This window comes from Lysobacter sp. Root916 (assembly GCF_001429785.1).
GTDB lineage: Bacteria > Pseudomonadota > Gammaproteobacteria > Xanthomonadales > Xanthomonadaceae > Lysobacter.
In genome coordinates, this window is record NZ_LMJF01000016.1 from 201,171 (window position 1) to 226,078 (window position 24,908).

23 protein-coding genes are annotated in these 24,908 nt (G+C 67.6%); 14 read left to right on the top strand and 9 right to left on the bottom strand.

The window, feature by feature from the left end; genetic code table 11:
- Positions 1 to 29: 29 nt before the first annotated feature.
- A complete protein-coding gene (locus ASE35_RS19185; RefSeq protein WP_057164810.1) occupies positions 30 to 977 on the bottom strand; it encodes a LysR substrate-binding domain-containing protein in 948 nt (315 codons plus the stop codon).
- Positions 978 to 1,155: 178 nt separating this feature from the next.
- Between ASE35_RS19185 and ASE35_RS19190 the strand changes: the two genes are divergently transcribed.
- The 11 genes from ASE35_RS19190 (at position 1,156) to ASE35_RS21570 (ending at position 14,888) form a co-directional block, all read left to right on the top strand.
- Positions 1,156 to 1,695, top strand: a complete 540-nt coding sequence (locus ASE35_RS19190) for a peroxiredoxin (RefSeq protein ID WP_055900689.1) — start codon at positions 1,156 to 1,158, stop codon at positions 1,693 to 1,695.
- Positions 1,696 to 2,042: 347 nt separating this feature from the next.
- Positions 2,043 to 2,576, top strand: a complete 534-nt coding sequence (locus tag ASE35_RS19195) for a carboxymuconolactone decarboxylase family protein (protein WP_057164811.1) — start codon at positions 2,043 to 2,045, stop codon at positions 2,574 to 2,576.
- Positions 2,577 to 2,810: 234 nt separating this feature from the next.
- The gene (locus ASE35_RS19200) at positions 2,811 to 3,155 is read left to right on the top strand and encodes a hypothetical protein (protein WP_056182101.1); all 345 of its coding nucleotides are present in this window, start codon (positions 2,811 to 2,813) and stop codon (positions 3,153 to 3,155) included.
- Between the two features lie 13 nt (positions 3,156 to 3,168).
- Positions 3,169 to 3,999 carry a peptide chain release factor N(5)-glutamine methyltransferase gene (gene prmC / locus ASE35_RS19205; RefSeq protein ID WP_056182099.1) on the top strand — a complete coding sequence of 277 codons (831 nt, stop codon included), beginning with the start codon at positions 3,169 to 3,171 and terminating at the stop codon, positions 3,997 to 3,999.
- An 81-nt stretch (positions 4,000 to 4,080) separates the two neighbouring features.
- On the top strand, positions 4,081 to 5,028 hold the full coding sequence (pip, locus tag ASE35_RS19210; protein WP_057164812.1) for a prolyl aminopeptidase: 948 nt from the start codon (positions 4,081 to 4,083) through the stop codon (positions 5,026 to 5,028).
- 396 nt (positions 5,029 to 5,424) lie between these two features.
- Positions 5,425 to 7,860 (top strand): glycosyltransferase family 2 protein, encoded by a 2,436-nt coding sequence (locus tag ASE35_RS19215; RefSeq protein WP_157489575.1) that lies wholly within the window; start codon positions 5,425 to 5,427, stop codon positions 7,858 to 7,860.
- Complete coding sequence (locus ASE35_RS19220) at positions 7,857 to 8,648, top strand: hypothetical protein (RefSeq protein WP_056182091.1); 792 nt, start codon at positions 7,857 to 7,859, stop codon at positions 8,646 to 8,648. Before ASE35_RS19215 ends, ASE35_RS19220 begins: the two co-directional genes overlap by 4 nt.
- 106 nt (positions 8,649 to 8,754) lie before the next feature.
- On the top strand, positions 8,755 to 9,786 hold the full coding sequence (locus tag ASE35_RS19225; protein WP_162259077.1) for an ATP-binding cassette domain-containing protein: 1,032 nt from the start codon (positions 8,755 to 8,757) through the stop codon (positions 9,784 to 9,786).
- Entirely contained in the window at positions 9,787 to 10,674 is an 888-nt protein-coding gene (locus tag ASE35_RS19230) for a hypothetical protein (protein ID WP_057164815.1), read from the top strand.
- Between the two features lie 8 nt (positions 10,675 to 10,682).
- Positions 10,683 to 12,380 carry a hypothetical protein gene (locus ASE35_RS19235; protein WP_057164816.1) on the top strand — a complete coding sequence of 566 codons (1,698 nt, stop codon included), beginning with the start codon at positions 10,683 to 10,685 and terminating at the stop codon, positions 12,378 to 12,380.
- Positions 12,381 to 12,431: 51 nt separating this feature from the next.
- A complete protein-coding gene (locus tag ASE35_RS21570) occupies positions 12,432 to 14,888 on the top strand; it encodes an adenylyltransferase/cytidyltransferase family protein (RefSeq protein WP_082611379.1) in 2,457 nt (818 codons plus the stop codon).
- A 27-nt stretch (positions 14,889 to 14,915) separates the two neighbouring features.
- Here ASE35_RS21570 and ASE35_RS19245 read toward each other — a convergent pair whose 3' ends face one another.
- The 4 genes from ASE35_RS19245 to ASE35_RS19260 all read right to left on the bottom strand — a co-directional run bounded on the left by ASE35_RS19245 (position 14,916) and on the right by ASE35_RS19260 (position 18,080).
- Complete coding sequence (locus ASE35_RS19245; RefSeq protein WP_056182072.1) at positions 14,916 to 15,716, bottom strand: CatB-related O-acetyltransferase; 801 nt, start codon at positions 15,714 to 15,716, stop codon at positions 14,916 to 14,918.
- Positions 15,717 to 15,981: 265 nt separating this feature from the next.
- Positions 15,982 to 16,524: an NUDIX hydrolase gene (locus ASE35_RS19250; RefSeq protein ID WP_057164817.1), complete on the bottom strand. Its 543-nt coding sequence runs from the start codon at positions 16,522 to 16,524 to the stop codon at positions 15,982 to 15,984.
- Positions 16,525 to 16,554: 30 nt separating this feature from the next.
- Positions 16,555 to 17,478, bottom strand: a complete 924-nt coding sequence (locus ASE35_RS19255) for a 5'-3' exonuclease H3TH domain-containing protein (protein WP_056182067.1) — start codon at positions 17,476 to 17,478, stop codon at positions 16,555 to 16,557.
- Positions 17,475 to 18,080 (bottom strand): nitroreductase, encoded by a 606-nt coding sequence (locus ASE35_RS19260; RefSeq protein WP_057164818.1) that lies wholly within the window; start codon positions 18,078 to 18,080, stop codon positions 17,475 to 17,477. The genes ASE35_RS19255 and ASE35_RS19260 overlap by 4 nt, the downstream gene beginning before the upstream one ends.
- A 129-nt stretch (positions 18,081 to 18,209) precedes the next feature.
- Between ASE35_RS19260 and ASE35_RS19265 the strand changes: the two genes are divergently transcribed.
- From ASE35_RS19265 to ASE35_RS19275, 3 genes are all read left to right on the top strand, one after another.
- Positions 18,210 to 20,498, top strand: a complete 2,289-nt coding sequence (locus tag ASE35_RS19265) for a DUF1631 family protein (RefSeq protein WP_157499331.1) — start codon at positions 18,210 to 18,212, stop codon at positions 20,496 to 20,498.
- Between the two features lie 357 nt (positions 20,499 to 20,855).
- Positions 20,856 to 21,959, top strand: a complete 1,104-nt coding sequence (locus ASE35_RS19270) for an NAD(P) transhydrogenase subunit alpha (RefSeq protein ID WP_056182058.1) — start codon at positions 20,856 to 20,858, stop codon at positions 21,957 to 21,959.
- Positions 21,956 to 22,477 carry a YcxB family protein gene (locus tag ASE35_RS19275; protein ID WP_157489576.1) on the top strand — a complete coding sequence of 174 codons (522 nt, stop codon included), beginning with the start codon at positions 21,956 to 21,958 and terminating at the stop codon, positions 22,475 to 22,477. The genes ASE35_RS19270 and ASE35_RS19275 overlap by 4 nt, the downstream gene beginning before the upstream one ends.
- A 520-nt stretch (positions 22,478 to 22,997) precedes the next feature.
- On the opposite strand, the gene ASE35_RS19280 is transcribed toward ASE35_RS19275, so the two are convergent.
- The 4 genes from ASE35_RS19280 to ASE35_RS19295 are packed head-to-tail and all read right to left on the bottom strand — an operon-like array spanning position 22,998 to position 24,853.
- Complete coding sequence (locus tag ASE35_RS19280; RefSeq protein ID WP_057164819.1) at positions 22,998 to 23,501, bottom strand: DUF3106 domain-containing protein; 504 nt, start codon at positions 23,499 to 23,501, stop codon at positions 22,998 to 23,000.
- Between the two features lie 6 nt (positions 23,502 to 23,507).
- Positions 23,508 to 23,921 carry a hypothetical protein gene (locus ASE35_RS19285; protein ID WP_057164820.1) on the bottom strand — a complete coding sequence of 138 codons (414 nt, stop codon included), beginning with the start codon at positions 23,919 to 23,921 and terminating at the stop codon, positions 23,508 to 23,510.
- Positions 23,918 to 24,499, bottom strand: coding sequence for an RNA polymerase sigma factor (locus ASE35_RS19290; RefSeq protein WP_057164821.1), 582 nt, complete (start codon positions 24,497 to 24,499; stop codon positions 23,918 to 23,920). The genes ASE35_RS19285 and ASE35_RS19290 overlap by 4 nt, the downstream gene beginning before the upstream one ends.
- Before the next feature lie 12 nt (positions 24,500 to 24,511).
- On the bottom strand, positions 24,512 to 24,853 hold the full coding sequence (locus ASE35_RS19295; protein WP_057164822.1) for a hypothetical protein: 342 nt from the start codon (positions 24,851 to 24,853) through the stop codon (positions 24,512 to 24,514).
- Positions 24,854 to 24,908: the final 55 nt, after the last annotated feature.

Below are 24,908 nucleotides of genomic sequence, written 5' to 3' on the forward strand. Positions count from 1 at the left end.
TAGCGCGCGCAGCCCGCGCGATGCCGGCCTCAGTGGGCGCGCTCCGCGCGTCGGCGCGTTTTGGTCGGCGCCTTGGGCGGTTGCAGCAGCGCCTGCGGCAGTTTGCGCAGTTCGGCGGCGAGTTCGCTGAGGAAGTCCGACATCGCCGAGCTGCGCCGCCACAGCATCGCGATCTGGCGGTGCGGGGCGTCGCCGCGGAAACGCAGCAACTGGATGTCCGGCGAGGCCGGCACCGGCGGCTGCACCGCCAGCATCGGCAGCAGGGTGATGCCGACTCCGGCCGCGACCATCTGGCGCAGGGTTTCCAGGCTGGTGGCGCGGAAGCCGTCGCGTTCGTCGGCGCCGGCCAGGCGGCACACGTCCAGGGCCTGATCGCGCAGGCAGTGGCCTTCCTCCAGCAACAGCAGGTGCTGATCGTCCAGATCGTGCAGCTCCAGCGAATCCTGCCCCGCCATCGGATGCTGCTGCGGCACCGCCAGCAGGAAGGGCTCGTCGAACAAGGGCTCGATGTGCAGTTGGTCGTCGTGCACCGGCAGCGCGAGCAGGCCGGCGTCGAGGCGGCCGTCGCGCAGGCGCGCCAGGATCTGATCGGTCTTTTCCTCGACCAGCAGCAGTTCCAGGCGCGGGAAACGCTTGCGCAGGCCCGGCACCACGTGCGGCAACAGGTAAGGGCCGAGGGTAGGGAACAGGCCCAGGCGCACGGTGCCGGCTTCCGGGTCCTGACTGCGCCGCGCGATCTCGCTCATCTGTTCGACGTCGGCGATCACCTTGCGCGCGCGTTCGGCGATATCGCGCCCGACCGGGGTCAGCATCACCCGCCGCGGTGCGCGTTCGACCAGGGACACGCCTAGCTCGTCCTCGAGCTTCTTGATCTGGGTCGAGAGCGTGGGCTGGCTGACGAAGCTGGCGGCGGCGGCGCGACCGAAGTGCTTGTGATCGGCGAGCGCGACCAGATATTTGAGGTCACGAAGATTCATGCGGCGGTCGGCTCAGGGCTTCAGAACGAATGTTCATTGAGGTAGGCTATCGCCATCATAGGAACAATTCATTTCATTAATCAAATGCTGTCCTGCAACATAGCCTCATCGGATGCGATCCGCGGCATCCAACCCCCTTTCCACCCCCTTCCCATCCGTTAATCAAGGAGTCGTACGCATGCTTTCCATCGGCGAAAAGTTCCCGAAATTCAAGGTCAAGGCCACCGTCGGCATCGAGAGCCTGGACAGCGCCTTCGCCGACATCGACAACGACACCTATAAGGGCAAGTGGCTGTTGGTGTTCTTCTACCCGAAGGACTTCACCTTCGTCTGCCCGACCGAGATCAAGGGCTTCGGCGACCTGAACCAGCAGTTCCTCGACCGCGATTGCCAGGTCCTGGCCGCGTCGACCGACAGCGAGTTCGTGCACCTGGCCTGGCGCAAGGACCACAAGGATCTGCGCGATCTGCCGTTCCCCATGCTGGCCGACATCAAGAAGGACCTCACCTCGGCGCTGGGCATCCTCAGCGAAGACGGCGTGGCCCAGCGCGCGACCTTCCTGGTCGATCCGGAAGGCATCATCCGCTTCGTCTACGTCACCGACGGTTCGGTCGGCCGCAACCCGCAGGAAGTCCTGCGCGTGCTCGACGCGCTGCAGACCGACGAGCTGTGCCCCTGCAACTGGAACTCGGGCGACAACACGCTGAAGGTCGCCTGATCCGTCAGTCGGATCGGCGAGCCAGGCCGCGGATCTCCGTGGGTCGCGGCCGGCTCCCTTAGCGTCGCCCGGTTTCACCTGCGCCGCCTGCGTATGCGGTCGGCGCAGATCTTTTCAGGCAACACCCGCACGCGGGCCGGCTTCACCCCCGGCTCCCCCTCCCTCCCGTGCGGGATGCCCGCAGCCGGGGTTCGCCCCGGCTGCTTTTTATCGCGGCGCCGCCTTCCGCGGCGCCCGCGCCCAGCGCCACCATCGCCCGCCAGCCGCAGGCCGCGCGCCGCATGCCAGCCAGCGTCGGTGCCGCGCCGCGCACCTCCCCCGATTCAGCCGTATCCAGGAGCCCTTCGATGAGCCTTTCCGATCTTCGCAACTCGCTGCCCGACTACGCCAAGGACCTCAAGCTCAACCTCGACAGCGTGCTCAGCGACGCCGGCGCGCAGGGCCTGGACGGCAAGCAGATCCGCGCGATCGCGCTGGCCTCGGCGATCGCCTCGCGCTACCAGCCGCTGGTCGCCGCGATCGAAGCCTTCGCCGCCGAGCAGCTCTCGCCCGAAGAGCTGGACGGCACCCGCGCCGCCGCCGCGGTGATGGCGATGAACAACATCTACTACCGCGCGACCCACCTGATCCAGAACCAGGAATACGGCCAGCTGCGCGCCGGCCTGCGCATGAACATCATGGCCAACCCCGGCATCGACAAGATGTCCTTCGAGTTGGCCTCGCTGGCGGTGTCGGCGATCAACGGCTGCGGCGCCTGCATGGATTCGCACGAGCGCGTGCTGCGTAAGCACGAAATAAGCGCCCTCGGTGTGCAGAGCGCGCTGAAGATCGGTGCCGTGGTGCACGCCGTCGCGGTGACCCTGGAGCAGCACGCGGCCTGATCGGCCCCCGATGTCAGCGCGTACGGGCCCGAACGGTCCGCGCGTCCGCCTTGCCTCGCGACCGCCGGCCCTGTGCCGGCGGTCGTTTTTGTGCCGCAGGGCGCGGGCGGCGGCCCGCGCTCGCGTAGGATGTGCCGCTGGATTCGGCGGGCGCGGAATCGCCCGCGGCCGATTCCCAACACATCCTGGTGGCGTCGCGCCGCCGAGCGAACTCCAATCAGGGAAGATTGCCCCATGAAGAACACGATGCCCCGTCTGCTGCTCGTGGCAAGCGCCTGCTTGTTCGCGGCCCCGTTCGCCGTCGGCGCCAAAGGGCCGGCGGCCGCCAAGTCGGCCGAGCCCGACGCATTGGCCGAGCGCGTGTTCGATTGCGCGCATCTGGCGGGCGAGGTCGGCTCCGGCGATCCGGAGCGCGAGCAAGAGCTGAGTCAAACCAACGACGAGCTGGATTGCGACTCGGACCTGATTCATGCGCAGATCGCCGCCGCTCGCAAGAAGTACGCCGCCCAGCCCGGCAAGCTGGCCAAGCTCGACAAGGCGATAGAGGACGCGAAGTCCGAATACGGCGTGGAGTTCTGAAAGGACGCCGCCGATGAACCGCATCGATCTGCTGCTGCGCGAAGCCAGGACGCGTCTGGACGACGGCGCCGAGGCCGAACTGCTGCTCGCGCATGCCCTGGGCAAGCCGCGCAGTTGGTTGTTCGCGCACGGCGACGACGTGATCGCCGACGAGCTCGCGCGCCGCTACCGCACCCTGGTCGCGCGCCGCGCCGACGGCGAGCCGGTCGCGTATCTGCTCGGGCAGCGCGGCTTCTGGAGCTTCGACCTGCGCGTGACCCCGGCCACCCTGATCCCGCGCCCGGAAACCGAACTGCTGGTCGAGCTGGCGTTGGCGCGCCTGCCGGCCGGCCGGATCGCGCGCATCGCCGACCTCGGCACCGGCAGCGGCGCGATCGCGTTGGCGCTGGCGCGCGAGCGCCCGGCCGCGCGGGTGACCGCCACCGACGCCAGCGACGCGGCGCTGGGCGTGGCCGCCGACAACGCGCGCGCGCTGGGCCTGAACAATGTCGAGTTCCGCAACGGCGACTGGTACGCGCCGCTGCAGGGCGAGCGCTACGAGCTGATCGTCAGCAACCCGCCCTACATCTCCGAAGACGACGCCCATCTCGAACAGGGCGATCTGCGCCACGAACCGCGCAGCGCACTGGCCTCGGGCGAGGACGGTCTGGACGCGATCCGCGCGCTCGCCGCCGGCGCGCTCGCGCATCTGCAGCGCGGCGGCTGGCTGCTGATCGAACACGGCTGGGAGCAGGGCATGGCCGTGCGCGGCCTGCTGCGCGAGGCCGGCCTGGTCGAAGTGGCGACCGAACGCGACCTCGAAGGCCGCGACCGCGTGACCCTGGGACGCGCGCCCGCCGACTGAGCGCGCGCAAGGCCTGCATACGGTATCGCCCGCGCGCCGCGCCTGGGTAGACTCGGCGCATTCCGTCAGCGAGATTCCGCGATGCGCACGCTCTATCCCGAGATCGAACCCTACGACGTGGGCACGCTCCAGGTCGACGACCGCCATACCCTGTATTACGAGCAATGCGGCAACCCCGACGGCAAGCCGGTGGTGCTGCTGCACGGCGGCCCCGGCGCGGGCTGCAGCCCGAAGATGCGGCGCTTCCACGACCCGGCCAAATACCGCATCGTGCTGTTCGATCAGCGCGGCAGCGGGCGCTCCACGCCGCACGCCGACCTGATCGACAACGGCACCTGGGAACTGGTCGCCGACATCGAGCGCCTGCGCACGCGCCTGGGCATCGAGCGCTGGCAGGTGTTCGGCGGCTCCTGGGGCTCGACCCTGGCCCTGGCCTACGCGGAGACCCATCCGCAGCAGGTGACCGAACTGGTCCTGCGCGGCATCTTCATGCTGCGCCGCTGGGAGCTGGAGTGGTTCTACCAGGAAGGCGCCTCGCGCCTGTTCCCGGACGCCTGGCAGCACTATCTGGCCGCGATCCCGCCGGTCGAGCGTCACGACCTGATCAGCGCCTACCACCGCCGCCTCACCAGCGACGACGAACGCCAGCGCCTGGCCGCCGCGCGCGCCTGGAGCGTGTGGGAAGGCGCCACCAGCTTCCTGCACGTGGACGAGGACTTCGTCAGCGGCCACGAAGACGCCGCGTTCGCGCTCGCGTTCGCGCGCATCGAGAACCACTACTTCGTCAACGGCGGCTTCTTCGAGGTCGAGGACCAGCTGTTGCGCGACGCCCATCGCCTGGCCGGCATCCCCGGCACCATCGTGCACGGCCGCTACGACGTGGTCTGCCCGGTCCAGAACGCCTGGGACCTCAAGCAGGCCTGGCCCGGCGCCGAGCTCAGCATCACCCCCGCCTCCGGCCACTCCGCCTTCGAGGCCGAGAACGTCGACGCCCTGGTCCGCGCCACCGATCGCTACGCCGCCGGCTAAGCGCTCCCGTCTCAGGCAGTGCCCCGAACCGGCCGGTAGCGCGCAGCTACCGGCCGGTTTCGTTTGTACGCCCGCAGGTTCCGCGAGCCGGCCTCGGGCTCAATTCTCTACGTGGAAAACATCCACACATTTAGTGTGTATCGCGCGCGCTGCTTGCTTTGGCTTGTTGTGGGTGTCCGCCTGCGCGAGTGATGCGCGATTTCTCCTTCAAGTTTCAATGAATTGCGTTGCCTGAATGCGCCGGTTCCGGACGGATAGGCGCAACTTAGGTGGTCGTAAGTCACATTGATGGCGGGTCGAGTCGATATTCGTTTTGGAAGATCAGGTCCTAATTAGGTTGATATTCTCCAAATAGGATGGAAGGATCGTCGGCGCGATGGGGAGATCTCGGCTTAGTTGCGTTGCGGCGCCCGGATCGACAGGTGCCGGCTCAGCGAGATGCAGCGGCGGGAATGCATGAGGGAAGGGCTTTTGATCTTGAGGCGGGTGTTGCGGGCTATCGCGCGGCGGATTCCAGGTCGCGCGCTGGCGCTGGAGTTGGTGCCGGTCCATCAGCTGCATGTCGATAGGCGCGGCGATGCGTGGGAATGCATCGCCGAAGGCAACGACCCGCGGATCGACCTGCGCGCTCGCCCGGGCTATGCCCTGCCGGCACCGGGCTGGTACCAGCTGCGGGTGGCGTTCGAGCTGGGCGAGGGTGGCATCGTCGCGCCCTGCCTGTACCCGGACTATGGCGAAGGCCAAAGCGAGCACAGCCGGATCGATGTCGCCGAGCCTGCGCGCTCGGGCGAGTACGTGTACACGGTGGTGCTCATCAATGCTCCGGTCAGAGCGTTGCGTTTCGACCCGACCCAGTGCGCGGCCAGGTTCGGCATGCGCGGATTCCGGATGCGGCGCATCTCGCGCCTGCGCGCCGTGCTGGAGATGCTGACAGGCATCCGCCGTTGCGCCGGCGAGTCGCCGCGCGATCGCCTCGGCGCCGACCTGCTCGGCTTTCTGCGCCATGCGCTGCGCGAGGGCGCGGCGGCGGCGGCCGAGTCCTTGAAGCAACGCTATCGCGGCGCCTTGCGCGATCAGGCCCTGTCTTACCAGCAATGGGTGGCACGCTTCGATAGCCGGCCCGCCGTCGAGCAGACGCGCGATCGCGTCGAGCTGCGCACCGGCGCGCCCGACCTCTCCGTGGTCCTCGTCGTGCGCGAGCCTCGTCTGGAGCTGCTCAAACGCAGCATCGACAGCGTGCTGGCGCAAAACTACAGCCGCTGGCAGCTGTGCGTGGTCGCCGACGTCGCCGCCTCGATCGCCACCAAGCGCCTGCTGCGCGAGTACGCGCTATGCGATCGGCGCATCTGCCTGCAATTCAGCGAGCGCTGCGCGCAGGACGAGCAGGCCGCCAACGAGGCGATCGGTCTGGCCAAGGGCGACTACCTCGCCTTCCTCGGGCAGGAAGACGAGCTATGCGCCGATGCGCTGCGTGAGCTCGCGCGCGCTGTGGTCGAGCGTGCCGACGCGCGTCTGTTGTACTCGGATGAAGACAAGATCGACGCCGCAGGGCTGCGCAGCGATCCCAACTTCAAGCCGGCCTGGAATCCCGACCTGCTGCGGGCGCAGAACTACCTTTGCCATCTCGTGGCGATCCGCGCCGACCTGCTGCGGGAGGTCGGGGGCCTGCACGCAGGCTACCAGGGCGCGCAAGATCACGACCTCGTATTGCGCTGCGTCGAACGCCTGCGCGACGAGCAGATCGTGCACATCCCCAAGATCCTGTATCACGCCAGGCGGCCGTCGCAGGCGACGGCAGCGGAGCCTGCCGTGGCGGCTTGCGAGGCGGGGCGGCGCGCGGTCGAAGCGCACCTGGCCAGGATAGGGCGGCCGTCGCGCGTCGAGGTCACCGAGCACGGTTATTTCAGGGCGCTGCCGGCGTGCGAGCCGCAGGCGCCCAAGGTGACGGTGATCGTGCCGACCCGCGACCGCGCCGAACTGCTGCGGACCTGCGTCGAAAGCGTGCTGGATCGGACCGCTTACACGAATTTCGAGTTGATGGTCGTCGACAACGGCTCGGTGGAGCCGCAGGCCGTGGACTATCTGGCCGGGCTGCGCGGGCGCGAATGCGTGCGTGTGGTCGACTACCCGTACGAATTCAATTTCTCGGCCATCGTCAATCACGCCGTCGCGCAGAGCTCCGCGCAGGTTCTGTGCCTGCTCAACAATGACACCGAGGTGATCGGCCCGGACTGGCTGGACGAGCTGGTGTCGCATGCGATGCGCGAGGAGGTCGGAGCGGTCGGCTGCATGCTGTATTTCCCGAGCGACACCATTCAGCATGCCGGCGTGATTCTCGGCATCGGCGAGGGTGGGGTCGCCGGGCACGCCCATCTCAACCTGCGTCGCGGCAGCGGCGGCTACGTCGGTCGCGCCCGAGTCGTGCACAACCTCACCGCCGTCACCGGTGCCTGTCTGGCGGTTCGGCGCAGCGTCTACGACGAAGTCGGCGGCATGGACGAAAACCTGGCGGTGGCTTTCAACGACATCGATCTGTGCCTGCGCATCGATGCGAACGGCTATCGCAACGTCTGGACGCCGTTCGCCGAGCTGTACCACCACGAATCGGCCAGTCGCGGCCAGGACAACACGCCGGAGAAGCGCGCCCGCTTCCTCGCCGAGTCCGACACCATGCTGCGCCGCTGGGGCGAACTGCTGCGCAACGACCCGGCCTACAACCCAAATCTGTCCCTGGACAGCCCGAACTTCGAGCTCGCCTTCCCACCCCGCACGACCATCAGCCGAACGAGCCGCGGCGGACGTATGACTGTGCTTCCTAAGGTAGCGTCATGACCTTGTTGTTCTCCCACTTCCTGCAAAGCCTGCGCCGCCCCGATCATTGGGTGTACGGCAGCTGGCTGGACACCGTCACCAAGTATCGCAAGACCCGGCTGGGCGCCCTGTGGACCCTGGTGCCGACCGCGGTCTACGTGTGGGGACTGGGCGGCTTCCTGGCCGCGCTGCAGCCCGGCCTGGACCAGGCGCGTTTCCTGGCCCATATCGGCGTCGGCTTCGTGGTCTTCCGGCTGATGTCCACCGTGCTCAGCGACGCCACGGCCATGTTCTCGACGTACAAGTCGTACATCTACGACGGACATCTGCGCCTGACCGACTACGTGCTGCGCACCCAGGCGCGAGCCTTCTATTACTTCGTGCTATCGCAACCGATCGTCGCCATCGTCGTGATCGCATCGCCGACGGTGCAGCCGATGGGGATCGCCGGATCCCTGCTGGGTCTGGTCGTGGTCATGATCAACCTGTTCCTGTATGCGGTGCTGCTCGGCGCGGCCGGCGCGCGGTTCCCCGACATGCACGAGTTCATGTCGAGCGCGATGATGGTGCTGTTCCTGATCACGCCCATCGTCTGGTATCCGGAGTCCGCGCCGGCCGGAACGCCCCACGGCACCCTGATGCGCGCCAACCCTTTCCATCATCTGATGCTCGCGATCCGGGGGCCCTTGCTGGGCGAAGCGATCGAGCCGGCGACCTACGTCTATCTGGGCGCGATGACTTTGCTGGGGCTGATCGGCGCGGCGCTGGTCTATCGAAGCGCGGCCCGACGCATTCCCATTTGGCTTTGAGGATTTGGCAACCATGGTCTATTTGCGCGCACGCGAAGTGTCGCTGGAATTTCCGATGGAGGCGCAGCACGCGTCCCGGGCGGACGCATCCTTTTTCCGCTCGACGATGACGGGCAGCACGCGCCGCTACGTGAAGGTGCTGTCCAGGCTGAGCTTCGCCGCGGAGGAGGGCGACCGGGTCGCGCTGATGGGGCTTAACGGCGCCGGCAAGACCACCCTGTTGCGGGTACTCAACGGCGCCTTTGTGCCCAGCACGGGTACGATCGAGAGCCGCGGCCTCACCCAATCGCTGCTCAACGCGACCCTGGGCTTCGCCGAGTACGCGACCGTGATCGAGAACGTGATGCTGCGCGGCACCGCGATGGGCTTGCGCCTGCGCCAGATCCAGGGCGTGCTCGGAGACATACTGGATTTCGCGGGCCTGACCGACCGCGCCAGCCATCGCTTGCACACCCTGTCGGCCGGTCAGCGCATGCGGCTGGGGTTCGCCATCTCCACCGCGATCCAGCCGGACATCCTGCTGATGGACGAATGGATCGCGACCGGCGATGCGGTGTTCGTCGAACGTGCGCGCAATCGCCTGACCGGGCGCATCAACGGTAGCCGCATCGTGGTGCTGGCCAGCCATAGCGCCGAGTTGCAAAAGCGGCTGTGCAACAAGGCGCTGGTGCTGGACCAGGGACGGATGCGCTATTACGGCGATATCGACGAAGGCGTGTCCGTCTATCGCAGCATCGTATCGGCGGCCAGCGCCGAGCTGCGCGCGCAAGTGGCGGCCAACGATCCTCTGCTGTTCGGCAGCTCGTCCGGAATGATCGAGCGGGTCAGGATCGTCGACCGCAGGATCGAGCTGGAAGGCTGGGCGATCGACGAGCGCGGCAGGGAGGTCGCGGTGGTGTGCGTGGAGGCGGGCGGGACCAAAGGGCCGGCCGCGCCGGAGCGCGTGGACCGCGAGGACGTGCGTCTGTACCTGGCCAAGGGCTCGGGGAGGTTCGGCTTCCGGGTCAGCCTGCCCGCGCCGGAGGATCAGGATGCCGAAGATCTGTTGCGTGGCCTGAGGGTGAGCGCGGGGTCCTCGATGGAGCGGTTGGGCGCGCCCTTGCCGATGGCGAAAGCGGCCGTGGTGGAGGTCTGCTGAATGAAGATCATGGATATCGTGAACAAGACAGTATCGCGCGGCGCTCCGGAGGATCAGGGGGCCGCCGGCGCGATGCTGGATGTGGTCAGCGTCGTTGTTCGCTTCCACGACTGCGGGTCGCTCGGAAAGCTGGAACGCGCCATACAGAGCTTGCATGCGCAGACCGGCGTCGCCGTCCAGCCCATCGTGGTGACCCAGCGCTTTGCCGAGGCCGACCTGCAGAAGACCGTGCAGGCCGTGCAGCGTCAGTGGTTCTTCAAATGGCTGCCCAAGCCGCTGGTCATCAACTACGCGGACGGAAAATCCGGCGACGCCCGCTCGGCCCTGATGAATGCGGGAATACAGGAGCACCTTAAGCGCAATAACCGCTATCTGGCGTTCCTGGACTACGACGACGTTCTGTACACCCATGCCTACGAAGTGTTGCGCAAGCCGCTGGCGAGCAGCCAGGCGGCGGTGTCCTTCGCCGGCATGGAGCAGGCGCGCGCCGTCGGTCTGCGCGACTACGATTTCATCTACGAGGTGACCAGTCCCTACAGCGGCAAGAACAAGCTGGACTTGATCCGGGACAATTTTTGCCCTCTGCACTCCTACATGATCGATTGCGCGAAGGTCGATAGGGAGCTGCTCTACTTCCACTCCGAGTTGTCGCGGGTGGAGGACTACGACTTCCTGTTGCGCGTGGCCGGGCCCAGTCCCTGCGATTTCTCCGCGTTGGACCGTCGGATCGGTCTCTACATCATCCGTAGCGACAACAGCAACAGCACGCCCAGCCGTAACGGCAGCAAGGAGGACGCCGAGAAGGAGCGAGTGTGGAAGAAGAACCGCGAAAAGCTGGATCAGCTTCGCAGCACGTACCCCATCAAGCTGTTCGCGTCCGACTTCTAGGAACCGCCATGCTGAACGATCGACTGTCCGAAATATCCGTCATGCGCGACTCCGGCTTGCTGGACCTGGACTACCTGGCGCGCACGCTGGGCTTGGACCGGAACGGCGCGGCAGGCGTGCCGCTGGAGTTCCTTTACCTGGAAAACAAGAAGTACTGGACGGCCGCGACATCCGCGCTGTTCGACGGTCGCCACTACCTCGAGGAGAACGTCGACATCCGCGGTGCGGACATGAATCCGCTGCTGCACTACATCCGGCATGGGTTCTTCGAGGGCCGGTCGCCGACGATGCTGCTCGATATCGATTTCGTTCTGGATCAGATAGACCCGGAACGCCAGGCGCGCGAAGCCGACGCGCGCGGCCGCTATCCGATCTTCGAGCGCTATTCGGGTCTGCGCGAACTGCTGCTGACGACCGATGCGAACCCCTCGCCGTTTTTCGAGAACGCGGTGTTCCGCGCGGACATGAAGGGGCGCGCCTGCGAGGCTGCCGGGGTGCCGATCGAGCAATACCTCAACGCAGGCGGCCGCTGGGGCAACGAGTATCTGGAGTGCTCGAGCTTCGCGAGCATGCCGTACTACATGCGCGTCAACGCGGATCTGGAAGCGGCGAACGTGATTCCGTTGATTCACTTCGTCCAGTACGGCCTGTCCGAAAGCAGGCGCTTCTCGCCGGACGAGCGCGTTAGCCAGGCCTTCCTGCGCAACTCCGCGCACCTGTTCGGAAACGAGGGCTACAAGGACCTCAGGGGTTTCCTTGCCGGCACCCGCGGCACCGGCAGCATCGCCGGGCCGGCCTGGCCCACGCCGTATGCGCAGGCCTCGATTCCTTCGTTGCGGCATGAGGCGCGCAAGGAGGCGCGCGCGGCCTTCATCGGCGTGGTGCTGTACGAGAACTCCAACGAGGAGGTCGAACGCCTGAAGGCTTCGATCCAGAACGAGCTGGCGATCAGCAAGGGATACGACATCGATTGGGCGTGCTACGTCAACGACGCAGCCAACGAATCTCGCTACCGGAAGATCCTGGGCGACAGGCTGATCCTGGACCGCAACCGCGAGAACATCGGTTTTGGCCGTGCCCACAACGCGCTCATGCGGCGTTGCTTCGACCTCGACCGGCTGTACATCGGCGCCAATCCCGACGGCTACTTCACTCCCGGCTGCGTCAAGGCGCTGGTGGATTTCTCGGACCATTACCAAGGGCAGGCGCTGATCGAGGCCGCGACCGCGCCTATCGATCACCCGAAGTGGCACGACCCGGTGCGGTTGGATACGTCCTGGGTCTCCGGCGCCTGCTTCGCGATGTCGCGCAAGATCTGGCAGCAGATCGGCGGCTTCGACGAGAAGATCCACATGTACTGCGAGGACGTCGATCTGTCCTGGCGGGTGAAGCTGATCGGCGGCCTCTTGAAGGTGTGCCCGACCGCTCGCTTCGTCCACGACGTGACACCGCGATTCTCCGCGGCGAAGGACGAGGCCAAGGAGCGCGCTCGCCGCCAGGCGATGCTCACCGGCGGCTACTACCTCGCCCGGAAGTGGAGCAGCGACGAGCATGCGCGTCGCCTGCGCGACGAGTTCGAGGGCGCTGTGGGGCGCGACCAACTGCACCTGCTGCAGGAACCGGCCGTCGCCATCGAGCCGGGGATCGCGCGCAGGGTCGCGGATTTTTCGTTGAGCAGGTTCGCCCCGTCGCGTTTCTGGTTCTGAGGCGAGGTCGGCTTCGGGTAGTCGCGGTTCCGCACGAGTTCCGATTCAAGAATGAAGAAAGTCATCACCTTCGGTACCTTCGATTTGCTCCACGACGGTCACCTCAGAATCCTGGAGCGCGCCAAGGCGTTGGGCGACTACCTGGTCGTGGGTGTGTCCACGGACAGGTTGAACGCCGAGAAGGGCAAGCGCTCTTTCTTCGATCAGCGCCACAGGCTGGAGTGCGTGGCGGCGCTCAAGGCGGTCGACGAGGTGTTCTACGAGGATTCCCTGGCCGAGAAGGACCACTACATCCGCGAACATCAGGCGGATGTGCTGGTCATGGGCGACGATTGGGAGGGCAAGTTCGACTGGGTCAGTTGCGAGGTCGTCTATCTGCCGCGCACGCCCGGGGTGTCGTCGACCGAGGTCAAGGTGGGCATCGAGGACCGGCTCAAGTGCAAGCGAGTGCTGTTCGGCGATACCTACATCGGCAAGCATTACGACTGCGCGCTCAGTCTGGTCAACGAACTGACCGCGGCGAACGTGGCGCCCATCTTTACCACCGCCTCGGAACTTCCCGAAGGGCTGGATTGCGATTGCCTGGTCTACTTCAATCTGCCGGTGAGTCCGCCACGCGGTGCCTATGCGGATAAACCCAGGGTGTTGGTCGACCATGGCGCCAGCAATCTCAAATGGTTTCTGGCCAACCAAGATCGATTCAACTTTTTCGATGTCATCGTGACCGCGGGGCCGGATCATTCCCGATCCCTGTTGACCTTCTTCCCGGATGGAGACGGCCACGCCGACAAGGTCCGCTCGGCGGGCTTCATCAAGGCCAAACAGTTGTTGTCCGCGCCGACCGCTACGCGAGAGCAAATCGCGAGCCGGTATCGGCTGGATCCCGCCAAGCCGATCATATTGTTCGCGCCCACCTGGCATATCTCCAACAACCTGGATATGGCCAAGGCGATAGACGAGATCGCCGGTCTGGATAACCATGTGACGCTGTTGCATCCGGAGACGGCGCATCTGGACGTGTCCCGGATGAACGTCGCCGCCAACGTCAGCGGCACCATGAGCGAGTTGTTGAAGCACGCCGATTGCCTGATTTCCGACCTGTCCTCGACCATCTTCGAGGCCGCCGCGCTGGGCAAGCCGGTGGTGCAGGTCCTGCTCAGGGAGTACTCGGACAACAATGCCACGCTGTACGATTTTCCATACGCGGCCGGCAGCGCCGATCTGTTCTGCGGCGGCTATCCGACCCGGCCCGGCTGCATCCGTGCCGCGGTGGAGGCGGTGATGTCGGACGATCCCCACGTGGCCGACGCATTGCTGCGCATGCGGCGGCGCATCCTGGCCGGGACCGCGATCGGCGAGGACAGCGCCGACTCGATCGTCAGCGAGATCGTCAGGGCCTGCGAACTGGACGACGTGGCCGCAAAGCGAGCCTTGCGCGGCGTCTCGCCCGCGGTTCACGCCGACTCTCTGGCGATGGCCAATTTGTTCTTCTCGCGCAACGCCACGATCGCCCATAAGGGAGGCGACTGCCTGGGCTATCACGCCAGCAATTCGGCCGAGGCCGTCGAGCGCGCGATCCGGGTGCTGGATGTGGTGGAACTGGATCTGCTGCGATGCGGCGACGGCGTGATCGTCGCGCGAGAGGGCAACGAGGCCCATTACGGCTTCGATCGACCGTTCGCCGAGGTATCCGTGCAGGAGTTTTTGGCCGCCCGCTACGATGAGCGCCTGCGCCCGATCGCGCTGGGCGACGCCATCCGGACTTGCGCGCGGCGCGACAAGGCCTTGGTTTGCAGCATCGGATCCGACGCCGACTACGAATACATCGCCCAACAGGTCTACACCGAGGCCGAGAGGCAGGGGCTGGTGGACCGGGTCGTGCTGCAGTGCTACGACCGCGGCGATTTCCATACCGCGCTGCGCCTGGGTTTCCGCCGCGCGATGCTGGCGGTGTGGAAGCATCACTACCGCGATCCGCTCGGCCCGGACGCGCTGGCCTTCGTCGAGGATTGCATGCGCACGGCCGGCCACGCGGTGGTCGGCATCGCCGTGCCCTATCAGAACAAGCACATGCCGGTCGCCTGCGTCGACGACCCGCGCGCCGTCGGCCTGTATTCGTTCTGGAAGCGCGTCTACGTGCACGGCGCTCCGATGAGCGCGTATGGACGGGTATTGAACGCCAACTTCGGCCTGTTCGCCGACGGCTACTCGCAAACCTTGGACTTCGACCGTTGCCCCGACGGATTCCATTGGCGTAGCTATCTGTTCCTCAATCCGGACGTGGCGCTGGCCGGGCACGCGAACCAGATCGGGGCGACCACGCACTATCTGCAGTACGGCCAGCAGGAGGGACGGCTGCACCGGTACAGCGCGCCCAACGATTTCTCGCACGCGGTGTATGTGGACATGAATCCGGTGCTGCGTACGACGGGCGTCTCCGGCGCCGATACCGCCAAGGCGCACTGGACCAAGTTCGGGGCCAAGGAGCAGCGACGCTATAAGCGGTGAGGCCGCTGCGCGCCTGCGCGTGCGGGGCTACGGCTCCGACACGGCCGGCGCTTCGATGCGGGTCGGCAGGAAGTCGAACTTCGGCCACGAGCCCGACGCCAGCGCGTCCAGGATGCGCTCCGGGGCTGCAAAGTCCAGCGCGAAGAGCGCGCTCGGATCGAGCTCCCACCAGGCGCTGTCCAGCAATCGCGCCGCCGTTTCTTCGGGCATGCGTAACCGGACCGGCTTGGCCGGATTTCCGGCGACGATCGTGTACGGCGCGACGTCGCGGGTGACGACGCTGTTGGCCGCGACCACGCAGCCCGTGCCCAGCCGTATGCCCATCGCCAGGGTCACGTTGGCGCCGATCCAGACGTCGTGGCCCACGGTGGGATAAGGGCGGGTGCCGCCGATCCTGAAGCCGGCGGCGAAATCGCGGACGCGATCGCTCGCGAACTCGGCGTACAGATGGTTGTGCGGACGGAACGTGATCGCCGAGGTCGTCAGCGTATCCAGCGGATGGAACGAATCGATGAAGCGCAGCCCGGTGGATATCGAGGCGTAGCGTCCCACCGTCAATCCGTCCGGAAGTCCGGAATACGAGTAACTGAAAGCCCCCATCGAACACAGACCGCAGGAGGGCAGGCCGCCCACCAAGGGTACGTAGGCGCCGCCGTAGAGGCCGCAATTGCGTTCGATCACGATGGGGTTGTGCAGGCGCAGCGTCTGTCCGCGCTTGAGCCAGCCGTAGACGCCGTCCTTCGGCGCCGGGCTGTTGTAGCCGAGCAGGACCTTGCGCGCGTGGAATGCGAACAGCAGGTCATCCGATACTTGCAGATCGAATGGCATCGCGGGCTCAGCCCAAGCGCTGCGTGGGACGGCTGCGTCGGCGTCGGAGCGCGGAGGCGTTCGCTTGGCGTTCCGCGTCGACGCGGTTTGCATGCGGCCCTGGGCGGCAGCCATCGCCGCGAATCGATAGGTGCATATGCGGGGGGGCGCCGATGGGGTACGCGTCAGCTTAGCGTCGGGCTCCGTGCGGAAATAGACGGAAAAGACGTGGTCTCAAAGTGCCCCTGGCGACGCCCATGCCGCAGGCGTCTGCGGCCGGTCTCGCTCAATCCGCGCGCGACCCATCCGGATTGTGTTCGATCATCCACAAGCCGGCCCACAGCTTGAGGTCGAGCTCGTAGCCTTCGGCGTGCTTGCGCATCAGCCAGGCCGGCGCATCGGCGCGCGGCACTTCGTGGACCACGATGTCCTCGCCGTCGACGCCGCCGCCTTCGCCGACGCGGCGCAGCTGGCGCGCGCGCACGAAGGCGATGCGTTCGCTGCTCATGCCCGAGGAGGTCGGGCCGGTCAGCAGCACTTCGACGCGTTCGGCCTCCCAGCCGGTTTCCTCGATCAGCTCGCGGCGCGCGGCGCTCTCCAGGGTGTCGGCGTCGTGGTCGTCGCCGACCAGGCCGGCCGGCATTTCGATGGTGCGCGCGTTCAAGGGCACGCGGTATTGCTCGACGAACAGCAGCTTATCCTCGGGCGTGACCGCGACGATGATCACCGCCATGCCCTTGCCGTGAGTGCGCTCGGCGTACTCCCAGCGGCCGCGACGCATCATCCGCAGCCATTGGCCGTCGTACAGGGTTTCGACTGGTTCGTTCATCGCGTGTCCGGGCGTTCGTTCGCTGCGATGCTACGACGGAAGCGATGACGTGGCGAAGTCCAGGCCGGCGGCCTCGTGCAGGCGGCGCCGGGTCATGGGGCCGAAACGCAGGGATTCGCACAGGCCTATCAGCTCCGGGGCCAGGCCGGAGCCGCGCAGGAACGGCGCGTCGTCGCCGAGCGGCGCGTCCAGGGCGATCGTGGTCAGGCGCCGGCACAGCAGGGCCTGTTCGCGGTGTTCGCGCAGGCGCGCGGCCGCGCTGGCGGCGCCGCGCACGCGCAGGAAGGGGACTTCCTCGACCCGCGCCAGCAGGGCGTCCAGGGTGCCGAAGTGGCCGAGCAGGGCCGCCGCGGTCTTGGCGCCGATGCCGGGCACGCCGGGGATGTTGTCGACCGCGTCGCCGCACAGGGCCAGGTAGTCGGCGATCTGATGGGCTTCGACGCCGTGCCGCGCCGGCACGCCGTCCGCGCGCCAGCGCTGGCCGCGCGCGTAGTCCCATTGTTCGTCGGCGCCGTCCAGCAGCTGCGACAGGTCCTTGTCGGCCGAGACGATCACGCCGCGGTAGCCCTGCACGCGCATCGCGGCCAGGGCGCTGCCGATCAGATCGTCGGCCTCGTACTCGCTGTGGGCGAGCACCGGCAGGCCCAGCGCGCGGCACAGCGATTTGCAATGCGCGAACTGGCGCTTGAGTTCCTGCGGCGCCGGCTCGCGGTTGGCCTTGTAGGCCGGGTAGAAGGCGTTGCGGAAGCACGAGTCCAGGGCTTCGTCAAAGGCGATCGCGATGTGGCGCGGGCGTTCGCGTTCGATCAGTTCGACCAGGAAGCGCGCGAAGCCGTGCACGGCGTTGGTCGGCCAGCCCTCGGCGTCCTCGAACTCGTTGGGCATCGAGTGCCAGGCGCGGAACACGTAGAGGCTGGCGTCGACCAGGTACAGCGGCGGGCGCGCGGCGCTCATTCGGGCGTCCAGTCGGTCAGCAGGGCGAGCGGGTCGGGGCGTTCGCGCTCGGGCGCCTCGAGCTTGGGCGTGCCGATGTGGATGAAGCCGGCCACGCGCTCGTCGGCGCCCAGGCCCAGCCAGGACAGGACCTGAGGGTCGTAGGCCGGCCAGCCGGTCAGCCAGACCGCGCCGTAGCCCAGGGCCTGCGCGGCCTGGAGCAGGGCGAAGCAGACGCTGCCGGCGGTCAGCAGGCGCTCCTGCTCGGGGATCTTCTCGTCCGGGCCCAGCCGCGCGATCACCACCACTATTAAAGGAGCGTGCGAGAACCGCCCGCGGTCCTTCTCCACCGCGGCCTCGCCGGCGCCGGGGTCGCGCTCGCGGCCGCGCGCAGCCAGGCGCTCGCCCAGGGCGTGGCGGGCGTCGCCGCGGATGCTGAGAAAGCGGAACGGCACCCGCTTGCCATGGTCCGGCACCCGCACCGCCGAGCGCAGCATGCGCTCGAGTTCGCGCGGGTCCGGCCCGGGTTCGGTCAGCTGTTTTGCTGGCACCGAGCGCCGAGTGTCCAGAGTCGCTAACGCTTTTTCGGATTCAGGAGGGAAGTCGGTATCGATTCGAGACATCAGTCACAAAAGCCTATTTTGTGTGTGCATGCGCTGTCGTATCTTGCCACTATGCTGCTGCCAACTGCCTAAAAACGGCACGTTCGGTCCACACGATTCAAGCCCTTCACGGGAACAGGGGAACACGCAGTGTCTGCTCATCCGCACGGCGTAGCTCAAGCCACGCGTACCGATCCCTTGCGCATGCTCGAGGAGATCAAGCGCCTGGCATTGGAGCAGCTGGGCGGCCTGCCGGGAACCCTGTACGGCCCGATCGAGGACGCCATGAAGGTGGACTCGCTCAAGGGCGACGGCAAACAGCATCAATACGAAGACCAGGCTGCATTGTGGGTGCTGCGGCAGCATCAGGCTACCCACGTGATGGCGTTCCGCCAGCAGGTGGCCAAGGGTTTCGACGAATTCCGCGCCCTGCGCATCCGCAGCGGCGGCGAGGTGCCGATGCGGCTGGTGGACGAGAACCAGCTCGAATTCGACCTAGCCGGCGAACGCCTGACCGAATCCCTGTGCGGCCGCTATGCGCGCCCCCTGGATATGGTCCAGGGCCGTCTGGCCGCGGTTTCGGAGGTCATGGGCCTGGCGCCCGGCCCCAATCCGATCGGCCCGCAGCGCCTGGTCGCCGCCTTCGTCGAAACCTTCGTCGACGCGCAGCTGCCCGAGGCCCTGCGCGCGCGTCTGTTCCGCCAGTACGAACACGAGCTGGCACGCGTGCTCGGCGATCTGTACGGCCGGGTCAACACCTTGCTGTCCAGCGGCGGCTATGGGGTCGGGCTAGGCCCGGGCCTGGGCGCCAAGCCGGCGCGCGAGCCGGCGCGCGAGCGCGGCTACGGCGACAGTTTCGATCCGAACTATGGCGCGGGCTTTGGGGGGCCTGCGCCGGGCGCCGGCGGTTACGGCGCGTATGGCGGCGTCGCGCCGCCCCACGGCGGCTCGACCGCCCAACACGACCCCCAACGTCCGCCGATGTCGCCCAGCGATATCGCGGCCATGGCCAGCGAGCTCGCCGATTTGCGCAGTCAATTGCATGCCTGGCGCGAAGGACTGATGCGGTCCGACGCGGTTCCCAACGCCCACGCCCCGCAGCGCACGATGGCGCCGCGCCGCGAGCTGCGTATCGATGAAGTGGTCAGCGTGGCTTCGCTACTGCAGCCCGAACCGCCGGACGCGTTCGCGCGCGCCCTGGCCGTGTCCGGGCGCCTGGGCGAGAGCATCCGCGACCATCTGCACGACGGCGCCCGCCGGCTCGGCCTGAACCCCGACCAGACCTGCTTCAGCGCCGAAGAAGACGACGCGATCGATCTGGTCGCTTTGTTGTTCGATTCGCTGTTCCGCAATCACGCCCTGCAGGATCGCGCGCGCCGTCTCTACGCGCGCCTGGTGCTGCCCTACGTCAAGGTCGCGCTGACCGACAACGAAGTGTTCGTCAAGCGCGAGCACCCGGCGCGCCGCCTGCTCGACGCGATCACCGAGGCCTGCGAAGGCAACGACGGCGAGACCCCGCAGGACCGCGAACTGCTAGACCGCGCCACCGAGATCTCGCAGCGCGTGGTCGCCGAATACAACGAAGACGTGGCCGTGTTCGAGATGGCGCACGCCGAGCTCGACGCCCTGCTGGCGCAGCAGCGCCGCCGGGTCGAGCTGCAGGAACAGCGCGCAGCCAAGGCCACCTACGGCCGCGAGCGTCTCGGCGCGGCGCGCAACCAGGCCGATCACGCCCTGCGCGAGCGCCTGGCCGAGCCGCCGCTGACCCAGGCCGTGGCCGATTTCCTGGCCATGCCCTGGCGCCATCACCTGGTCCAGGTGCTGCTGCGCGAAGGCGGCGAAGCGCGCCGCGACGAAGCCCTGTCGCTGGGCGACGCCCTGATCGAAGCCGACCGCCTGGCCGCCGAACAACGCGGCCGCGAACTCGCCGACCGCCTGATCTCCCTGCAACCGCTGATCGTGCAGTGCCTGGCCAGTTCCGGCCTGGACGACAGCGCCGCCCAGCACGGCATGGCCGGTCTGGTGCGGGCACTGGCGACGCCGGATTCGGCGCGCCGCACGCGTCCGGCCTCGCCGCTGCCCGCGGCCGAGGACGAGGCGATCGAGGAAACCCGCCGCTTCCTGCCGCCGGGCAAGGACGTGTCGCAGCACGATCCGGTCCTGGCCGAGCGCATGCGCGGCCTGGATCCGGGCGACTGGCTGCGCGTGACCGACCTGCAGGGCGAGCAGATCGCGGCCAAGGTGGCCTGGGTCAGCCCGCTGACCTCGCGCTACCTGCTGGTCAATCGCCGCGGCCTGCGCGTGTTCGCGGCCTCGGCCGAGGAACTCGCGATCCTGGCCAGCGAAGGCCGCCTCAGCATCGGCGCCGAACGCAACGCCTTCGATGAGGCCATGCGCCAGGTCCGCCGCCATCTCGATCGCGCGGTCGGCCACCGCTGAAAGCCAGGAAAGAGTGGGAGGAGTGAGGAGTGAGCGAAAGCGGCTCCTGCTCCGTGATCGCTGGCGCGCCACAGTGCGACCGCGCCTGCACTGGCTGATTAGCGGCTTATACCATCCGTAGCGGCGCCAGCGGCGTCCAGGAAAAGTGGGGAGGGTGAAGGAGCGAGCGAAAGCGGCTCCTGCTCCGTGGTCGCTGGCGCGCCACAGTGCAGCCGCGCCTGCACTGGCTGATTAACGGCTCACCCCATCCTTAGCGGCGCCGACGGCGCCCAGCGCTCTCCTCGCTCCTCTGCGCTCGTTCCTCGCCTTATTCGGCTAGGATGCGGCGAGACACCATCACCGGGTATGGAGCGAAGCATGGCGGGCATCACCATAGGCGTTGCGAGCGAAACCGCTGCGGGCGAGCGACGCGTCGCGCTGACCCCGGAAACCTGCAAGAAGCTCGTCGCGCGCGGCGCGCGCGTACGCGTGCAGCGCGGCGCCGGCCGCGCCGCCAGCTTCGGCGACGAGGCTTATGCGCAGGCCGGAGCCGAACTCGCCGACGATGCCGCCGCCGCGCTCGCCGACGCCGATCTGGTGCTGTGCGTGCAGCCGCCGGATGCGGCCGGTCTGGGCCGCCTGCGCGAAGGCGCGGTGCTGGTCGGCTCGCTGGCGCCGCAGGCCGACCCCGCGCGCGGCGAAGCGATCGTCGCGCGCGGACTGGTCGCGTTCCCGCTGGAGCGCCTGCCGCGCACTACCCGTGCCCAGGCCATGGACGTGCTGAGTTCGCAGGCCGGTATGGCCGGCTACAAGGCGGTGCTGATCGCCGCGCAACTGGCGCCGCGCTTCTTCCCGATGCTGACCACCGCGGCCGGCACCATCCGTCCGTCCAAGGTGCTGATCGTCGGCGCCGGCGTCGCCGGACTGCAGGCCGTCGCCACGGCCAAGCGCCTGGGCGCGCAGGTCGAAGGCTTCGACGTGCGCCCGGAAACGCGCGAACAGATCGAATCGCTGGGTGGCAAGTTCCTCGACCTGGGCGTGAGCGCCGCGGGCGAGGGCGGCTACGCGCGCCAGCTCACCGAGGAGGAGCGCGCCGAACAGCAGCGCCGCCTGGGCGAGCACCTGAAGAACATCGACGTGATCGTCTGCACCGCCGCGGTGCCGGGCCGCCCGGCGCCGAAGATCGTGAGCGCGGCGATGATCGCCGGCATGAAGCCGGGCAGCGTGCTGGTCGACCTGGCCGCGGAAACCGGCGGCAACTGCGAGCTCACCCGTCCCGGCGAAACCGTGGACGTGGAAGGCGTGACCATCGCCGGCCCGCTCAACCTGGCCAGCAGCGGCGCCGTGCACGCCAGCGAGATGTATGCGCGCAACGTGTTCAATTTCGTCAGCCTGTTCGTCGACAACGGCGAGCTCAAGTTCGATTGGAACGATGAACTGCTGGCCAAGACGGTGTGGCCGGAGCGCGCGGCGGCGGCATGAGTTCGTCGGCGCCGGATCAGTCCGAGATCGAGGTTCGGTTCCGCTACAGCTATTGGGATCGGCTCCGCTCGGCCCTGGTGATGTCGTGGCAGACCCCGGTAGGCATCCTGGGGATACTGGCGGCGCCGTTGATCGTATCGGTGCTGCTGCTGGTGCAACTGTATCGGGGCTTTTCGATCGATGCGGAAGGCCCCGCACTGGCGGCGCTGGTGCTGGCGTTGGCATTCCCGTTGTTGATGCAGGCTGTCTTGACCGCCACGGTGCACTTCTCCCGGACCCACAAAGGACGGATCTACCGATACCGCTTCGGCGACTTCGGCTTGCGCGCCTTCAGCGAGACCGAGGAATGGACGCAGTCTTGGAAAGCGATCTTGCAGGTGAAGCAACAAGGCGGTTTCCTGTTGCTGTTTTTCTCGCGAAATTGCGCGCACTGCTTACCCTCCCGCCAAGTGCAGGAGGCCTTGGGGCCGATTCTGTCCCTAGCCCGCGCGCACGGTGTTCGCGTTAGCGAAAGCTGATCAAGGCTCAGCTCATTGCTATTTGGCGTTCGGTTGCATGCGCTCAACCTGAGTGCGCGCAAGCTGCACGGGGCCCTGAGCGGAGCCCTGGCATGGACGACGATCTCAATGCAATGACGATCGAAGTACTGCGCTCGGACCGGCGGCAATCGTCGGAATGTCCGCTGTCCTCCCCTTCGAAACTTGTCCTCCCCCTTTGAAAAAGGGGGATTGAGGGGGATTTGCTTTTGGGCTTTTGGAAGCTCAGGGGCAACAGCAAATCCCCCCTGGCCCCCTTTTTCAAAGGGGGGAACCGCATAGGGCATCAGAAACAAGCGCAGGAGGGCTCCTGCTCAACTCGACGCCTACGCTCGGACCGGCGGCAATCGTCGGAATGTCCGCCTGTCCTCCCCCTTCGAAACTTGTCCTCCCCCTTTGAAAAAGGGGGATTGAGGGGGATTTGCTCTTGGGCTGTTAGAAGCTCAGGAGCAACAGCAAATCCCCCCTGGCCCCCCTTTTTCAAAGGGGGGGGGCGAATAGGTCAACGCTGCGGGCGCGGCGCGTCCTTCGGGCCGCGGCGCTCGCGGTCGTCGTCGCGATCGCGCGGCTTGGGCGCGTTGTTCTGCATCCACTCGCGCCGCTGCTCCGGCGTCATCGCACGCCAGCGTTCGCGCAGGGCTTCGCGATCGGCCTCGTTGAGATTGCGCATGCGCCCGAACAACGCGCGCGCCTCTTCGCGCTGCTCCGGATTCATGCCTTCCCAGCGGCGCATGCCGTGACGGGCGCGCTTGCGCTCGTCGGGCGTCATCTGCTGCCAGCGGCGGGCGTGGTCGAGCATGCGTTGACGCTCGTCGGGCTCGGCGTTCCAGCGGTCGCGCACCGGCGCGATCAGTTGTTCGCGCTGTTGCGGGCTGAGCTGTTCCCAGGCCGGAGGCGGGGGGGCCTTGGACGCGGCCGCTTGCGGCCCGGCGGCGAACGCCGCGGGCGCGAGCAGGCACAACCCGAGCAGGGCGGCCCATGCGGTGCGATGCGGAAGGCGGATCATGCGGGCTTACTCCGTTGCGGGCAGGTCGTCGGCGGACGCCAGCCACAGGTAGAAATCGGGATTCTCGTCCAGCGAGGCCAGCGCGGTGCTGCTGTCGTAGGCGGCCGCTTCGGGGGCGGGCAGGCCTGCGACCGCGGGCGCGGCGACCGGCGGCGCCGCTGGCTGCGGCGTGCGCTGCAACTGCAGGCCGATCGCGAGCGCGAACACCGCCGCGCAGCCGCTGGCCAGGGCCCAGCCCATACCGCGGCGTGGCGCGCGCGCGTCGGCGTGCGCGGCGTGTCGGGCCAGGCGCAATCGGGCGCGGGTGGGCGCCGATATCTCGCCCAGCGCGCGCCGGTGCAGGGCGCGTGCGGCCTCGTCGAAGGCGCGGTCGCCGTCGGCCGTGGGGTCGGCGCCGTAGCGCGGGTCGTTGTGGTTCATCGCCAGTCCTCCAATTGCCGCTGCAGCGCTTCGCGCGCGCGCGACAGATGCGTCTTCACCGCGCCTTCGCTACAGCCCATCGCCTGCGCGGTCGTGGCGACGTCGAGTTCTTCCAGTATTCGCAAGCTGAAGGCCTCGCGCTGTCGGCGCGGCAGCTTGCCCAGGGCGTCGGCCAGACGCGAATAAGCCTCGCGTCCGTCGTGGGTGCGGGCCGGATCGGGGCCGTCGTCGGCCCAGTCGATCGGCGCTTCGTCCTCGCGCGCGCCCGGCATCAGCCAGCGCAGGCGGAATGCGCGCCGGCGCTGCACATCGACGATGCGGCTGCGCAGGATGCTCCAGAACAGCGGGGTCCATTCCGCGGCCGGGCGCTCGCGATAGCCGAGCATCTTCATCATCGCGTCCTGCACCGCGTCCAGCGCGTCGTCGCGCTGGCGCAGGCCGAGTTCGGCGAAACGGAACGCGCGCGTGCCGATGCCGGCGAGGAATTCCTCCAGCGTCGCGGGGCTGCGCTCGGCCGCGCCCAGGGCGGGCGCGACCAGGGCCAGGTCGTCGGCTTCGGCGGACACGAGTTGCAGCATACGGCTCAAGGCTTAATGCCGGCGGTCCCAGTGGCGGTCGTAACGCTCGCCGCGACGTTCCCAGTGCGCCTGGGCGAGGTCGCCGCGACGGTCCAGGCGCGCTTCGACGCGCTCGCCATGGCGGTCGACGCGGGCGGCGGCGCGGGCATGGCCGTGCGCGGCCAGGGCATCCGCGCGACGGTCGCTGCGGGCCTCGATGCGGTCCCCGCGCCGGTCCAGGCGGTGGTCGATGCGCTCGCCGTGGCGCTCCATGCGGTGCTCGACCCGGTCGCCGCGGTCGCCGGCGACGGCGGTGCCGGCCAGTCCCAAGGCGGCCAGACAGGCCAGGACGGCCAGATAAGCTGTGGTTTTCATGCGGCTCTCCTCGTCGTGGATGCGTTTGAACCCTTGCGAGGAGACAAACGCCCGA

Excerpts from the sequence above, each read along its gene's own strand:
- ASE35_RS19260 (WP_057164818.1), bottom strand. The coding sequence starts at position 18,080 with ATGTCTCGAATCGATACCGACTTCCCTCCTGAATCCGAAAAAGCGTTA.
- ASE35_RS19285 (WP_057164820.1), bottom strand. The coding sequence starts at position 23,921 with ATGAACCACAACGACCCGCGCTACGGCGCCGACCCCACGGCCGACGGC.
- ASE35_RS19185 (WP_057164810.1), bottom strand. The coding sequence starts at position 977 with ATGAATCTTCGTGACCTCAAATATCTGGTCGCGCTCGCCGATCACAAG.
- pip (WP_057164812.1), top strand. The coding sequence starts at position 4,081 with ATGCGCACGCTCTATCCCGAGATCGAACCCTACGACGTGGGCACGCTC.
- ASE35_RS19270 (WP_056182058.1), top strand. The coding sequence starts at position 20,856 with ATGGCGGGCATCACCATAGGCGTTGCGAGCGAAACCGCTGCGGGCGAG.
- ASE35_RS19255 (WP_056182067.1), bottom strand. The coding sequence starts at position 17,478 with ATGAGCGCCGCGCGCCCGCCGCTGTACCTGGTCGACGCCAGCCTCTAC.
- ASE35_RS19275 (WP_157489576.1), top strand. The coding sequence starts at position 21,956 with ATGAGTTCGTCGGCGCCGGATCAGTCCGAGATCGAGGTTCGGTTCCGC.
- ASE35_RS19200 (WP_056182101.1), top strand. The coding sequence starts at position 2,811 with ATGAAGAACACGATGCCCCGTCTGCTGCTCGTGGCAAGCGCCTGCTTG.
- ASE35_RS21570 (WP_082611379.1), top strand. The coding sequence starts at position 12,432 with ATGAAGAAAGTCATCACCTTCGGTACCTTCGATTTGCTCCACGACGGT.
- ASE35_RS19195 (WP_057164811.1), top strand. The coding sequence starts at position 2,043 with ATGAGCCTTTCCGATCTTCGCAACTCGCTGCCCGACTACGCCAAGGAC.
- ASE35_RS19230 (WP_057164815.1), top strand. The coding sequence starts at position 9,787 with ATGAAGATCATGGATATCGTGAACAAGACAGTATCGCGCGGCGCTCCG.
- ASE35_RS19225 (WP_162259077.1), top strand. The coding sequence starts at position 8,755 with ATGACGGGCAGCACGCGCCGCTACGTGAAGGTGCTGTCCAGGCTGAGC.
- ASE35_RS19295 (WP_057164822.1), bottom strand. The coding sequence starts at position 24,853 with ATGAAAACCACAGCTTATCTGGCCGTCCTGGCCTGTCTGGCCGCCTTG.
- ASE35_RS19280 (WP_057164819.1), bottom strand. The coding sequence starts at position 23,501 with ATGATCCGCCTTCCGCATCGCACCGCATGGGCCGCCCTGCTCGGGTTG.
- ASE35_RS19220 (WP_056182091.1), top strand. The coding sequence starts at position 7,857 with ATGACCTTGTTGTTCTCCCACTTCCTGCAAAGCCTGCGCCGCCCCGAT.
- ASE35_RS19250 (WP_057164817.1), bottom strand. The coding sequence starts at position 16,524 with ATGAACGAACCAGTCGAAACCCTGTACGACGGCCAATGGCTGCGGATG.
- prmC (WP_056182099.1), top strand. The coding sequence starts at position 3,169 with ATGAACCGCATCGATCTGCTGCTGCGCGAAGCCAGGACGCGTCTGGAC.
- ASE35_RS19190 (WP_055900689.1), top strand. The coding sequence starts at position 1,156 with ATGCTTTCCATCGGCGAAAAGTTCCCGAAATTCAAGGTCAAGGCCACC.
- ASE35_RS19235 (WP_057164816.1), top strand. The coding sequence starts at position 10,683 with ATGCTGAACGATCGACTGTCCGAAATATCCGTCATGCGCGACTCCGGC.
- ASE35_RS19290 (WP_057164821.1), bottom strand. The coding sequence starts at position 24,499 with ATGCTGCAACTCGTGTCCGCCGAAGCCGACGACCTGGCCCTGGTCGCG.
- ASE35_RS19245 (WP_056182072.1), bottom strand. The coding sequence starts at position 15,716 with ATGCCATTCGATCTGCAAGTATCGGATGACCTGCTGTTCGCATTCCAC.